Below are 13,215 nucleotides of genomic sequence, written 5' to 3'. Positions count from 1 at the left end.
CAGGCTCGCTCCTACAAGGTCCGGGGTGTGATTCATTACTGTTGGTTCTGCCCCTTCACCACCAGCGGTACCTCTGCACGACGCAAATCCAGGGCGGGCAACTTCGTAGGCTGGCTCAAGCCTTGCAGCACCCTGGCGTCGTAATCATAAATATCGGGCTTGAATGTCACCCGCCCGTCCTTGCTCAGGTCCACGGTCCAGTAAGCCAACAGCACCGGCACTTTCACCGGTAGCTGGATATTCTCGGTCCTGCCATTGGCCAACTGCTTCTGAATGCCGGCGCTGTTCCAGCGCACCGGGTCGTTGAACAACAACTCGACCAGTTGCAACGGGTTTTCCACGCGGATGCAGCCTGAACTGGTGGCCCGAACCGTTTTGGCAAACAGTTCGCGGTGCGGCGTGTCATGCAGGTAAATCGCATAGTCGTTGGGGAAGCGGATCGCCACCTGCCCCAGCGAACTGTCGGGCCCGGCATCCTGACGCAGGTGGATGCCTCGCGGGTTGCTCCAGTCAACGCTCGACGGATCGAGCACATTGCCTTCGCGATCAAGTACGCGAATCCGGTTGGCCTCCAGATAGCCCGGATCGTTCTGGACTTTTGGAATCACGTCCTGCTTGAGAATGGTCGGCGGCACGGTCCAGGTCGGGTTGAACGTGATGTAGGTGATTTCGGCCTGGAACACCGGCGTACTGCGCACCGGTTTACCGACTTGCACCCGCGAACGCCAGATCGGCTGACCGTCGCGGTACATCGCCACCTTGTATCCGGCGATATCGACGATCACGAACGTGCCCTGAAGCTTGTACAGCAGCCACCGGGCGCGCTCCATGTTGACCCGCACCTGATCGATCCGCGCCTCGACCGGCACGTTCAGTGCCGCCAGCGTCGCCGCCCCCGCCACGCCATCAGCCCCCAGGTATTGCTCGGTCTGATACTTCTTCACCGCGGCAATGACCTTGTCGTCGTAACCGGCCTTTTTCGACAGGTGCGGGTCCAGATATCCGCCCGCCACCAGACGCGCACGCAATTGTGCGACAGCCACGCCGTCCATGCCGGGCTTGAGCGATTGCCCTTCAGTGACTTTCGGCCAGCCGCCCGCATCACGGACCTGGCGCAACCGGGCCAGGCCCTCACGCAAGTTGCGGTAAATCTCTTCCTGAGGAGGCGCCTCGGCAAAGGCACGCGCCACGTCATGGGCATCGAGGGCGGCGAACAGGTTGTTCATGTCCCCGCGGGCAGCGCCGCCGGCAGGCTCGAAATTCCAGTGAATGTCCAGCCGCGACGGATCGACCTTGCCCCGCCGCAGTTGCAGCAGCGCGGTGATGAACGTGCGGGTCGCCGCCATGTCGAACATCGCCCGTTGCGCCGTGGAAGGCACGGCCGCTGCCAGCGACTCATGGGCCTGGGTTAGCTCGCTGATGCGAAAATCCGCCGGATTCAGGCCGTCGATCCGGGTGTCTTCAAGACTCTTGAGCAACTGGGCCACATCACGATCGTCTGTCCACGCCGCGCGATAGTTGCGATGCATATAGAAATCCAGCACCACCCGGCTGACATCCACGCGCTGATGGCGCCTGGAAGTGAGCAACGGCGGAAAGGCCGAGCGCAGCGGTTCCAGTGTTGCCTGAATCGCCTGGCCGACCGCATCGTCGGGCGCTGCGGCATCGATTGTGCTGCTTGCCGCAGATACCGGCTCAATCGGCGAAGTTTGCCCAAACGTCGCACCGCTGATCAGAAAGCCCATAAAAAATATGCGGCTTATGACGAATGACCTTGTTAATTGCACCATGGATAATCCTTAATCCCCCGTTTCAAACGGCTAGCTTTCCGCTCGCCGCTAGCTAGACTCGAAATTATCATGATGAGACCCGACTATGGCGCTAAACCGCTTTGGCCCTTTATTTGCCATTTTACTGACGTGCCTTTCAGTAACGTCAGCCTACGCCGATTCGCTTGAAAACGCGCTGGTCAAAGCCGCACCAGGCGCCGACGCCAAAGTGATTGCCCTGGCCGTTCGCGCGACCCAATGCAGCCGCGCCCAAGGTGTCGCCCCCGCCCAAAGACTGGCGGTGATCGATTATTCCCTGCCCTCGACCGAACAACGTCTGTGGGTCTTCGACCTTAAACGGCGCAAGTTGCTGTTTCACGAACTGGTCGCCCATGGCCGCAACAGCGGTGAAAACATGGCCACGCTGTTCTCCAACCAGAATGAAAGCCACGCCACCAGCCTCGGCCTGTTCCGCACACAAGAGAGCTACCGCGGCCAGAACGGTTACTCGCTGCGCATGGAAGGCCTGGAGCCAGGCTTCAACGATAACGCCTTTGACCGGGCCATCGTCATTCACGGCGCGCCCTATGTCAGCCCGGTGCTGGCCCGAGCCAATGGCCGGATCGGTCGCAGCCTGGGTTGCCCGGCCGTCAGACCGGCGATTGCCCATCGTCTGATCGATTCGATGAAGGACGGGCAGCTGTTGTTCTCCTACTACCCGGACCAGCGCTGGTTGAAGTCGTCTTCCTACATCAACTGTGGCAGCGACACCGTGGCTTCAAGGGAAAAGTCCACTTCACGCCAGTAAGCAATGCCCTTACCTGTCAAAACTGTAATCCCCGCCTCAGCCTGCTGAAAGGCACCGCCCGTTAGCCTCGTCGACAAGTTCACAGGCTGACGGGCGGAACACACGGCATGCACTCCCACACATCAAGACGCACCTTCGTCAAAGGGCTGGCCATCAGCGGGCTCTTCGGCGGCCTCGGGTTATGGCGCACGCCGGTCTGGGCGATCAGCAGTCCCGGCGAACCGCAGGTGTTGGCGGGCAGCGACTTCGATCTGTTCATCGGCGAATCTCCGGCGAATTTCACCGGTAACCCGCGCACCGCCACGACCATCAACGGCGGCATTCCCGGCCCGCTGCTGCGCTGGCGTGAAGGCGAAACGGTGACGCTGCGGGTGCGCAACAAACTCAAGGACAGCACCTCCATTCACTGGCACGGCATCTTGCTGCCGACCAACATGGACGGCGTGCCGGGGCTGAGCTTCAAGGGCATCGAGCCGGGCGGCATGTACGTCTACCAGTTCACCGTGCGGCAGAACGGCACCTACTGGTATCACAGCCATTCGGGCTTTCAGGAACAATCCGGCGTCTACGGCCCGCTGGTGATCGACGCCAAGGATCCGGAGCCGTTCCAGTACGACCGCGACTACGTGGTGATGCTCAGCGACTGGACCGACGAAGACCCGGTCGGCCTGATGAAGACCCTGAAAAAACAGTCCGACTACTACAACTTCAACAAACGCACCGTGGGCGACTTCATCCACGACGTCAGCGAAAAAGGCTGGGGGCCGACCGTCGCCGACCGCAAGATGTGGGCCGAGATGAAGATGAACCCCACTGACCTCGCGGACGTCGGCGGCGCCACTTACACCTACCTGCTGAACGGCCAGGCGCCGGACACGAACTGGACCGGGGTGTTCCGCCCGGGGGAAAAACTGCGGCTGCGCTTCATCAACGGCTCGTCCATGACCTACTTCGACGTGCGCATCCCCGGCCTGAAAATGACCGTGGTCGCCGCCGATGGCCTGCACGTCAAACCGGTGAGCGTCGACGAGTTTCGCATTGCCGTGGCGGAAACCTTCGACGTCATCGTCGAGCCGACCGAAGCAGCCTACACCCTGTTCGCCCAGGCGATGGATCGCACCGGATACGCACGGGGCACCCTGGCGGTGAAGACAGGACTAGTCGCGCCGCTGCCGCCACTGGACCCACGCCCTCTGGTGACCATGGATGACATGGGCATGGCCGGCATGGGTATGGCCGGCATGGACCACGGCAGCATGGCGGGCATGGATCACGGCAGCATGGCCATGGGCGACATGCCCGGCATGCAATCCCACCCGGCCTCGGAAACCGACAACCCGCTGGTGGACATGCAAGCCATGTCCACCTCACCGAAACTCGACGACCCCGGCATGGGCCTGCGCAACAACGGTCGCCGCGTGCTCACCTACTCCGACCTGCACAGCACCTTCGAAGACCCGGACGGCCGCGAGCCCGGCCGCACCCTGGAACTGCACCTGACCGGGCACATGGAAAAATTCGCCTGGTCATTCAACGGCGTGAAGTTTTCTGATGCAGAGCCGCTACGCCTCAAGTACGGCGAGCGGCTGCGGATCGTGCTGGTCAACGACACGATGATGACGCACCCCATCCACCTGCATGGCATGTGGAGCGACCTCGAAGACGAGAACGGCCAGTTCATGGTGCGCAAACACACCATCGACATGCCACCGGGCTCCCGGCGCAGCTATCGGGTCACTGCCGACGCGCTCGGCCGCTGGGCCTATCACTGCCATCTCCTGTACCACATGGAAATGGGCATGTTCCGTGAAGTTCGCGTGGAAGAATGAGGCGCACCCCATGATTCGATTCACCCCGTTTTTTTTCGCACTCGCGACCTCGACGGCGATGGCCGCCAGCGATGACATGCAAGGCATGGATCACAGTCAGATGAACCACGGCCAGATGCAAGGCATGGACGAGGGCCAGATGCAGCCCGCCGCGCCCAGCGAAAGTCGCACACCGATCCCGGTGCTCACCGATGCCGATCGCGCTGCGGTGTATGCCGATCCCGCCGGTCACCACGTACATGACAGCACGTTCAATTCATTCTTCCTCGCCGACAAACTGGAATGGCAGGACGCCGATGACGGCAGCACCCTGGTCTGGGATTTATCGGGCTGGATTGGCGGTGACATCGATCGCCTGTGGCTGCGCTCCGAAGGCGAACGCAGCAATGGCGTGACCGAGGACGCAGAAATCCAGGCGCTGTGGGGCCACGCCATTTCCCCGTGGTGGGACGTCGTCAGCGGCGTGCGCCAGGACTTCAAACCCGGCGCCCCGCAAACCTGGGCCGCGTTCGGCGTGCAAGGCATGGCGTTGTACAACTTCGAGGCCGAAGCCACGGCCTTCATCGGCGAAGGCGGCCAGAGCGCCGTGCGGCTGGAAGGCGACTACGACATCCTGCTGACCAATCGGCTGATCCTGCAGCCAACCGTCGAACTCAACGCCTACGGCAAAAACGACCCGCAACGGGGCATCGGCGCGGGGCTGTCCAACACCGAAGCCGGCCTGCGCCTGCGCTACGAAATCCGCCGGGAATTCGCGCCCTACCTCGGCGTCACCTGGAACCGCACCTACGGCAACACCGCCGACTTTGCCAATGACGAAGGCGAGGACCGCAGCGAAGCACGCCTGGTGCTCGGTGTTCGGCTGTGGTTCTGAACAGACTCACCTCAAACCAACAACAACCGCTTCAAGCGGTAAAGGACCTTGCATGCGCATCTTAAAACCCACCGCTATCGCAGTCGCGTTGCTCAGCGGCCTGCTTGTTAGCACCCTCGCTCAAGCGCACCCCAAACTACTCTCCTCCACCCCGGCGGAAGGCGCGGCCGGTACGCCACCCGACAAGATCGAACTGCACTTTTCCGAAAACCTCGTCACCCAGTTTTCCGGCGCAAAACTGCTGATGACCGAAATGGCCGGCATGGCCCATGACCCGATGCCAATCAAGGCCAAAGTCAGTGGCGGCAGTGATCCGAAGACCATGTTCATCATTCCGACAGCGCCCTTGACTGCCGGCACTTACAAGGTCGAATGGCGCGCGGTGTCGTCGGACACCCATCCGATCACCGGCAACGTCACGTTCAAAGTGAAATGATCGATGAGCGACTCGGCCAACGTCGTGCTGCGGTTTGTGTTGTATGTGGATTTGATGCTGTTGTTTGGCGTGGCGCTGTTCGGGCTCTACAGCTTCAAAGGACAGGAACGGCTATCCGGGACGGTGCTGCCCTTTCGCCGATTATTGACGGCAACAGCCGGACTCGGCGCACTGCTGTCCATCACCGGCATGGTGCTGATGGTTCGCGCCATGAGCGGCGAGTCAGACGTTACCGAGTTGCGCCCTCACATCGAGATGATGCTGTTCGAGACCGACGTCGGGTTGGCCTGGGCTGCGAGGATGATTGCATTGACGGTCGCGGGTCTGGCGTTGATGCTCAACCCACGCGCCCCCGGCATCAGCCTGGTAATCGCCGCCACGGCCGGCGGCATCGCCCTCGCCAGCCTGGCCTGGAGCGGGCACGGCGCCATGGACGAAGACAGTCGCCGTTACTGGCACTTCACCGCGGACATCCTGCACCTGCTGATAGCGGGCGCCTGGCTCGGTGCGTTGCTGGCGTTTGCCCTGATGGCGCAAACCCGGGCTCTGCAAACCGAAGCACACATTCGCTTACTGGCCCTCGCGGTCAAGCGATTCGAGCTTGTCGGTGCGCTGATCGTTGTGATCATCACCCTGACGGGCGTGGTGAACTACCTGTTTATCGTCGGGCCGAAGCTCGATGAGGTTTTACTCAGCCATTACGGAATTTTGCTGGCGATCAAAGTACTGCTGTTTGCCGGAATGCTGGTGTTGGCGGCGTTGAACCGCTTTCATCTTGGCCCCTTGCTGGAGCAGTCGTTACGAGAGGGCCAATATCGCGCGGCGGCCCATGCACTTCGACGCAGTGTGGTAGTGGAAATGGCCGCAGCGGTGTTGATTGTGGGGGTGGTGGCGTGGCTGGGGACGTTGAGTCCGGAAGTGGAATGAGCCATCTTCAGGGGGAAATCTCTGACACTTAAGTACTGATTTAAATTTGGGCCACCCAGGCCTGGGCAAAGGCCCAGGCGTTGGGATCTTTGCTGGTTGGCATTTTCATCCTCCCGAGTACGAATTTTCTCTAAATTAGCCGTACGTCTCGGCGGACTTGCCAATGAGGAACTCTTGATTCAATGTAATGACAAATGTCATTACATGAGAATCTATCCCATGGCATCTATCAACATCCGTATCGATGACGACCTCAAGGCTCGCGCCTATCTCGAACTGGAAAAGCTCGGCGTCACGCCTTCCGAACTGATGCGCCAGACCCTGCAATATGTAGCGGAACGTGGTCAGTTGCCTTTCAAGCCTGTCTTGATGACTGAAGACGATGAGGCTTTATTGGCCACCGTGCGGGAACGGCTTGCATCTCCTCAACGAGTAAAGGTTTCTATAGATGACCTATAGCCTTGAGTTTGATGCCCGTGCATTGAAGGAATGGCAAATACTTGGCGACACAGTCCGACAGCAGCTCAAAAAGAAGCTGATGGAGATCCTGAACAATCCACGCATTGAAGCTAACCGCCTGCATGGTTTTCCCGACTGCTACAAAGTCAAACTACGTAGCAGCGGTTACCGCTTGGTCTATCAAGTGATTGACCAGGAAATTACTGTGTTTGTGGTAGCCGTGGATAAACGGGAACGTGAGCAGGTTTATCGCAAAGCGGCTGAACGCTTGAAGTAATGACGCAAGGTGGTAGCCATTTATGGGGGCGCTGATTTTTCACACCGGTGAAAGTTTCACTACACTCCCCCTTCAAAACCACTCCAGCACAAAAGTCCGATAACAATGAAGAAAATCAACAGAGCAATGATGCTCGGCGGCTTGCTCGCACTCTCCCTTGGCGCCCAGGCAGAACCTTCGCACCTGGACAGCGTCATACAACAGGGACAATTACGCGTTTGCACCACCGGTGACTACAAGCCCTACACCCTCAAATCAGAGGACGGCGAGCATTCCGGCATCGACATCGCCATGGCCCGCGCCTTGGCCGACAGCCTTGGCGTCAAGGTCGAGTGGGTGCCCACCACCTGGAAAACCCTGATGCCCGACATGCTCGCCGGCAAGTGCGACATCGCCATGGGCGGCATCTCGGTCACCCTGGAGCGGCAGAAAARAGCCTTCTTCAGCAACATCCTCGACGTCGACGGCAAAATCCCGCTGGTGCGCTGCGAAGACCAGGCGCGGTACCAGACCGTCGAACAGATCAACCAACCCTCGGTTCGCCTGGTCGAACCCGCCGGCGGCACCAACGAAGCGTTTGTCCACGCCTACCTGCCCAAGGCGCAATTGCAACTGCACGACAACGTAAGCATCTTTCAGGAACTGCTGGATAAAAAAGCCGACGTAATGATCACCGACGCATCGGAGGCGCTGTATCAGCAGAAGCTCAAACCGGGCCTCTGCGCGGTCAACCCCACGCACTACCTGCAATACGGCGAAAAAGCCTACCTGCTGCCCCGCGACGACATCACCTGGAAGCTGTACGTCGATCAATGGCTGCACCTGGCCAAGGCGACGGGCAATTATCAGAAGATTTTGCGGCAGTGGCTGGCGGTGCCTGACGCGAAGTAATGGGGCATTCTTTCCCGCACAAAAAAGGGCGCTCCCGTGGGAGTAATGCCACTCAGTCAAGCACCGGACACTGTGGGAGCGAGCTTGGTCCGGGCGGCGTTCCGACGATGACGGTTGGACAGTCACACATGCGGTGCCTGACAGTCCGCCATCGTCGGAACGCCGCCCGGACCAAGCTCGCTCCCACAAGGTTTGCGATGTTCAAACACTTAACTGACTGGCATTACTCCCGTAGGAGCGCCCTTTTATCATTGCGTGTCCGCATATCAATCGTCGTGCAACAATCCCGAACTGTATTCGCCGAAGCTATTGCCGAGCGCGCTGCCATGGAAATTCATCTTGGCGGCATTGCTGTTGGTCGGCCCCGGGCCAAAACCGGCCGGCTGCACCGAGTCGATCGAATAATCGCTATGGGAGCTCGCACCGGAACAGGCACTCAGCAACAAAGCACCGGCAATCAGCGAAACTTTGACGAGGTTTGCGATCATTTTTTTATTCCTGTGGGTTGAGGCGCGAGGACGTGACCTCCAGCGGTCATCCTATGCCTCACTTCAACGACACATCATGAAACTTTTCGGCAAGTCAGCGTTGGTTCAGGAACCGTGCGCACCTGGCGATACCTCACCCCCACTGCCTTGCGGATCGACATTGTCCAATGCTCGATTCACCAACAACTCCCCGACCACCGCCAGTTGCTGAATCGACAGCGCCAAACTGCGGGTTGAACCTTCGAGCTTGCAAGCCAGGTCAGTCGTCAAGACGTTCAACGATGCAAGGGTTTCGCAGGCATGACACAGGAGCGTTTCAGTATCGACATTGGGAAGAATGGTGAACACATGGCAGACGGGATCAGCGTGGTTCGGGTTTCGCAGGCGTTTGCTGACCACCCGCTGAGAGTCAGTGGATAGTTGAGGAAGATCGAGAGAATCGGAAGCCATTGCGGTTTCCGGAGGGTCAGGCGTGATCTTTTTCATCGTTTTCGTTCCTAGAATTAACCAAAGGAACTGCCAGCATCACTTCCACATGATGGGGTGGCAGCTGTGCACGGGTGTGGAAGACCGGGGATCTAGGAACCCGACGCACTCGAAAGTGCCCCGCGCACAGCCGCCATAATTTAACAGCAGACATGAAAAAAGCGCCTGCTTAAATTTAGGTGGCGCCCTGTGCGCCTAGATCTTGTGAAGGGCTTCCACACCCTTGTCGCTGAATTTGCAGCGACGGAGGGAGGTTAGCCGGGTGATCAGCGGGAGGGCAATATGGGCAATGGGGACGCGACTTGAGGGAAATCTCCTACTTTTTCGTGATGTTATCAACACAATACCCAGCACCTGCCCCGGTGCCGTTGGTTCAGCTACGGCACATCGGGGCCGGAGCGAGACAAACTCATTAAAAAAGCGATGTCCTACACAACACTCAGAAATGTCCATGCGCTCAAGTATTGCTGCACTTTTGTCCCGAAGACTATAGTCCAAGCTACACCCGCATAGCATGCCGACCCGCTCGGTTTGCCCGGATTCCATTAATCAAATAAGCTGACCAGCATGCATACACATCCATCGGAGGCGCCCATGGCCACCACCAAAAAAACCGACAAGCCTCGCAGAAAGGTCATCCATAAAGAACTGACGTTTCTGGATGTGCGAGAGGCCGCGCGTGATGGGCAGAAGGTATTCGATGCGTTTGTGATTACTGGCAAGCTTCCTATTACAAAGTAGGCCTGGATGCCGGCAGTCAAAATCGCGGCAATTTTCCAAATAGTAAAACACTGGGAAACAATTGCCGCACAGTTCTACAACTACAAACTATTCGGCGATCTGCCTGACATTTTCGGTAGAGACGAAAGACTTGATCTGAGCGAAATGCATAATGTTCACCTCGCGAGCTCAGAAAAAACACAAACCCGCTGGGCAAAAATCAGTCGCCAGTATTATCGAACCTCACGTGCTGATGATCCAGACAATGACTTCTGGCTCATCTACGCCTACTACGACTTCAGAGATGAATATCTGCTGCTGACAGTTATCGGGCCGGATGCTCACAATCGAAAGGAATGGGGTTCGTTCTTACGCATGATGCGTGGGGAAATCGTAGAGCCCTGGATTGTAGGGCGAGTCACTTTCCCTGACCTGGATGATCTTTGATAAACAGAAGCTCAAACCCGGCCTGTGCGCCGTCAACCCCACGCACTACCTGCAATACGGCGAAAAAGCCTACCTGCTGCCCCGCGACGACATCACCTGGAAGCTGTACATCGATCAATGGCTGCACCTGGCCAAGGCGACGGGTAATTACCAGAAGATTCTGCGGCAGTGGCTGGCGGTACCTCGCGCGAAGTAATGGACCGTATTTATCGCACAAAAAAGGGCGCTCCCGTGGAAGCGCCATTTTTTCATTGCGGACCGCGTATCAATCGTCGTGCAGCAACCCTGAACTGTATTCGCCGAAGCTATTGCCGAGCGCGCTGCCATGGAAATTCATCTTGGCGGCATTGCTGTTGGTCGGCCCCGGGCCAAAGCCGGCCGGCTGCACCGAGTCGGTCGAATAATCGCTATGGGAGCTCACACCGGAACAGGCACTCAGCAACAAAGCACCGGCAATTAGCGAAACTTTGACGAGGTTTGCGATCATTTTTTTATTCCTGTGGGTTGAGGCGCGGGGGACATGACCTTTGGTGGTTATCCTATGCCTCATTTCAACGACACATCATGAAACTTTTCGGCAAGTCAGCGTTGGTTCAGGCAATGCGATGTCTTAAAAAACGGTGCCACTGCTCAAAAAGAGCAGCGTCCTACACGACATCAGGAATTGTCCGTACACTCCGCCATTGCTGCGCCTTTGCCACGAGTCCTATAGTCCGGCCCACGCCCTCACGGCGTGTCGGGTTTGGCGACTCGATTGCAATTGAACTGAAGTCTTCGACCATTTCGGAGCGCTTCGGAACGCACCTAGCTGCCTGTTTTATGGTGGCTGTGCGCGGGAGACCTCAGGGTCTGCCGGTTTCTCCATTGCCCGGTTCGCCAACCCGCGTACGGCTACCACCCTCGTTTGGCGACGATTGAGTGATAGCTCTCATGAACTAATGGAGCTTCACTTATGAATGAGTACATCGCTTTAACCAGCAATGCCGATGACCTGCCCTCGCTGTTCGTCAACACCACACAACCTCTGCATTCACTGCTCAGCACCGCCAGCTATAGAATTCGAGCTGTGACGCAGATTCTTGAAAATCTTGCAATGCGTGGTGACATCACCAGCGATACGGTGGTTCTCAGCGACTTTGCGTTGTTGTGCTGCGTGCCGTTGCGCGATGGTTGTGATGTGTTGGATGTGATTGCGCGGCGGATGGATTCAGAGCCGTCCTGAAATCAGGAGGGGCGTTCTACTTGGGCGAAAAAACGGCACCTTCCGGTGCCGTTCGAATTTCGCAGTCCTGCTTTAACTTACCCTGCCCAGTGTCCCGGCCTTGTCACATAGGTCCACCAGGCTACGACGGGAAATGCCGAGAGGACGCTAACAGCGTCGCGACGCTCAAGGCAGGGTCAAAAGAACGATTAAGAAGTTTCGTCAAAAGGAAATGTCTTTTTCCTACAACAGCCTTCAAAGGAGCTTTTATAGAGAAATGGAAGTTCGTTTTGTGGTTCCAACAATCGAGCACGACGACTGCGCACATAAATGTTGACGTCGTTGGCATAGCGTACAAAGCGATGGCCCCGCCGTTCCAGCTCGCGGTCGAGTTCATTGAGCAGGATGTTCGACAACAACGGCGAGAGCGGGCCGCCTTGCGGCGTGCCTTCCTGCCGTCGGCTGACGAGCCCGCCTGACATCGTTCCCGCTTCGAGATAACGACGGATCAGCGTGAGCACACGTTTATCTTCGATTTGGCGCTCAATGTAGGCCATCAATACATCGTGTGTTGACTCGATCAAAGAACTTCTCCAAATCGAGTTCCACGCACCAGCGGTGACCCGCCGCCACCTGGTTACGAGCTGTTTCGATGGCTTGGTGAGCGCTTCTGCCCGGACGAAAGCCATAGCTGGAGTCCGAAAACAACGGATCAAAGATCAGCGTGAGCTGTTGCAGCAGGGCTTGTTGGATCAGGCGATCCACAACGCTGGGGATACCCAGTTGTCTTGTCCCGCCTTTGGGTTTGGGGATGTCGACGGCGCGTACCCCTTGCGGGTGGTACTCGCCGGCCAGCAACCGAGTCTTGAGGATCGGCCAATACTGTTTCACATAGCCCGCCAAYTGGTCGACCGTCATGCCATCGGCACCCGGCGCACCCTTRTTGCTGACTACGCGTTGATACGCGCGCTTGAGGTTGGCCGGTGCAAGCACCCGCTCCATCAGCGTGTCCGGCTCCGCGGTCGTCCACGCCACAGACGCCGTCGATGTTTGCGCCCTGTCAGCCCTCATCCTCGGATACCGTCCAGGACYTGGGGTAACAGTTTTCTCTKGGAGAATATTCTGCGTTTCAACATTCGACGAGACTCTGACGCCTACTGGCGGCATAACCTGTTCGGCCCTTGGTGACGSGGTTATTCGCCACTTACTACGGCYTCRGCTGRCTTCKGYRSGCTCATCCCGTCGCCTCTCGACGCTCGGTAGCACARTGGCAAACSTRCAGATCTCCCAGGGTAATTCGCGYGACCTTCCTGCTTATGCCTGTCGGATCTACGTCACAGCGTTCYGTGCAAGWATYGGGCKTTGAAGATRYTKGCCTTCTTACCCCGCTGCGCCGCCTCTATCCGCTTCCTGTTCGTCAGGCCAGCATTTTGCCTCGGGCTTCCTTCAGATTCGCAGTCACCCGCRACACCCTTGCCTCTGGCTAACACTTCCCCTTGCCGGGTGTGTAGAGGACTTTCACCTCCAAGTCACCAGCGAGGCCACCACAGCCAAGCTGGTTGCGCTTACGCGCAACGCGCCATGCCTGGCGCACAAGCAAAAG

Annotated in this window: 15 protein-coding genes and 2 pseudogenes; 12 read left to right on the top strand and 5 right to left on the bottom strand. The window is 58.1% G+C overall.

From position 1 onward, the window contains the following. Nucleotides 1-35 precede the first annotated feature (35 nt). Nucleotides 36-1,790 carry a L,D-transpeptidase family protein gene (locus AC1DRN_RS17780; RefSeq protein WP_223457025.1) on the bottom strand — a complete coding sequence of 585 codons (1,755 nt, stop codon included), beginning with the start codon at nt 1,788-1,790 and terminating at the stop codon, nt 36-38. 85 nt (nt 1,791-1,875) lie between these two features. On the opposite strand from AC1DRN_RS17780, the gene AC1DRN_RS17775 reads away from it, so the two are divergent. From AC1DRN_RS17775 to AC1DRN_RS17740, 8 genes are all read left to right on the top strand, one after another. Then, nucleotides 1,876-2,577, top strand: coding sequence for a murein L,D-transpeptidase catalytic domain family protein (locus tag AC1DRN_RS17775; RefSeq protein WP_223457023.1), 702 nt, complete (start codon nt 1,876-1,878; stop codon nt 2,575-2,577). A gap of 107 nt (nt 2,578-2,684) precedes the next feature. Then, nucleotides 2,685-4,406, top strand: a complete 1,722-nt coding sequence (locus AC1DRN_RS17770) for a copper resistance system multicopper oxidase (RefSeq protein WP_223457021.1) — start codon at nt 2,685-2,687, stop codon at nt 4,404-4,406. A 10-nt stretch (nt 4,407-4,416) separates the two neighbouring features. After that, nucleotides 4,417-5,280, top strand: a complete 864-nt coding sequence (locus AC1DRN_RS17765) for a copper resistance protein B (RefSeq protein WP_223457019.1) — start codon at nt 4,417-4,419, stop codon at nt 5,278-5,280. A 52-nt stretch (nt 5,281-5,332) separates the two neighbouring features. After that, nucleotides 5,333-5,716 (top strand): copper homeostasis periplasmic binding protein CopC, encoded by a 384-nt coding sequence (gene copC, locus AC1DRN_RS17760; protein ID WP_223457017.1) that lies wholly within the window; start codon nt 5,333-5,335, stop codon nt 5,714-5,716. A gap of 3 nt (nt 5,717-5,719) precedes the next feature. After that, on the top strand, nt 5,720-6,643 hold the full coding sequence (gene copD / locus AC1DRN_RS17755) for a copper homeostasis membrane protein CopD (RefSeq protein WP_223457016.1): 924 nt from the start codon (nt 5,720-5,722) through the stop codon (nt 6,641-6,643). A gap of 219 nt (nt 6,644-6,862) precedes the next feature. Next, nucleotides 6,863-7,102 (top strand): type II toxin-antitoxin system RelB/DinJ family antitoxin, encoded by a 240-nt coding sequence (locus tag AC1DRN_RS17750; protein ID WP_223457013.1) that lies wholly within the window; start codon nt 6,863-6,865, stop codon nt 7,100-7,102. After that, a complete protein-coding gene (locus AC1DRN_RS17745; protein WP_457266246.1) occupies nt 7,092-7,379 on the top strand; it encodes a type II toxin-antitoxin system RelE family toxin in 288 nt (95 codons plus the stop codon). Before AC1DRN_RS17750 ends, AC1DRN_RS17745 begins: the two co-directional genes overlap by 11 nt. A 105-nt stretch (nt 7,380-7,484) precedes the next feature. Beyond that, nucleotides 7,485-8,270 carry a transporter substrate-binding domain-containing protein gene (locus AC1DRN_RS17740; RefSeq protein WP_477786764.1) on the top strand — a complete coding sequence of 262 codons (786 nt, stop codon included), beginning with the start codon at nt 7,485-7,487 and terminating at the stop codon, nt 8,268-8,270. A gap of 266 nt (nt 8,271-8,536) precedes the next feature. Here the strand turns inward: AC1DRN_RS17740 and AC1DRN_RS17735 are convergent, their stop codons facing one another. Together AC1DRN_RS17735 and AC1DRN_RS17730 are read right to left on the bottom strand one after the other, a co-directional pair. Further along, entirely contained in the window at nt 8,537-8,758 is a 222-nt protein-coding gene (locus AC1DRN_RS17735; RefSeq protein WP_223462689.1) for a hypothetical protein, read from the bottom strand. Between the two features lie 105 nt (nt 8,759-8,863). Next, a complete protein-coding gene (locus tag AC1DRN_RS17730) occupies nt 8,864-9,244 on the bottom strand; it encodes a DUF6124 family protein (RefSeq protein WP_223462688.1) in 381 nt (126 codons plus the stop codon). Between the two features lie 594 nt (nt 9,245-9,838). On the opposite strand from AC1DRN_RS17730, the gene AC1DRN_RS17725 reads away from it, so the two are divergent. The 3 genes and pseudogenes from AC1DRN_RS17725 to AC1DRN_RS17715 all read left to right on the top strand — a co-directional run. After that, complete coding sequence (locus tag AC1DRN_RS17725) at nt 9,839-9,985, top strand: hypothetical protein (RefSeq protein ID WP_223462687.1); 147 nt, start codon at nt 9,839-9,841, stop codon at nt 9,983-9,985. 6 nt (nt 9,986-9,991) lie between these two features. After that, a complete protein-coding gene (locus tag AC1DRN_RS17720; protein WP_223462686.1) occupies nt 9,992-10,411 on the top strand; it encodes a type II toxin-antitoxin system YafO family toxin in 420 nt (139 codons plus the stop codon). A 1-nt stretch (nt 10,412) separates the two neighbouring features. Further along, nucleotides 10,413-10,607: pseudogene (locus AC1DRN_RS17715) on the top strand (transporter substrate-binding domain-containing protein); the annotation flags it as partial. A gap of 69 nt (nt 10,608-10,676) precedes the next feature. Here the strand turns inward: AC1DRN_RS17715 and AC1DRN_RS17710 are convergent. After that, the gene (locus tag AC1DRN_RS17710) at nt 10,677-10,898 is read right to left on the bottom strand and encodes a hypothetical protein (protein ID WP_223462685.1); all 222 of its coding nucleotides are present in this window, start codon (nt 10,896-10,898) and stop codon (nt 10,677-10,679) included. 465 nt (nt 10,899-11,363) lie between these two features. Between AC1DRN_RS17710 and AC1DRN_RS17705 the strand changes: the two genes are divergently transcribed. Beyond that, on the top strand, nt 11,364-11,633 hold the full coding sequence (locus tag AC1DRN_RS17705; RefSeq protein ID WP_115947664.1) for a short-chain dehydrogenase: 270 nt from the start codon (nt 11,364-11,366) through the stop codon (nt 11,631-11,633). A 287-nt stretch (nt 11,634-11,920) separates the two neighbouring features. Here the strand turns inward: AC1DRN_RS17705 and ltrA are convergent. Continuing rightward, nucleotides 11,921-12,779, bottom strand: a pseudogene (gene ltrA, locus AC1DRN_RS17700) (group II intron reverse transcriptase/maturase); the annotation flags it as partial. Nucleotides 12,780-13,215: the final 436 nt, after the last annotated feature.

The sequence above is a fragment of the Pseudomonas sp. P5_B3 genome (genome assembly GCF_056400405.1).
This window is presented reverse-complemented; position numbering and strand designations above follow the sequence as displayed.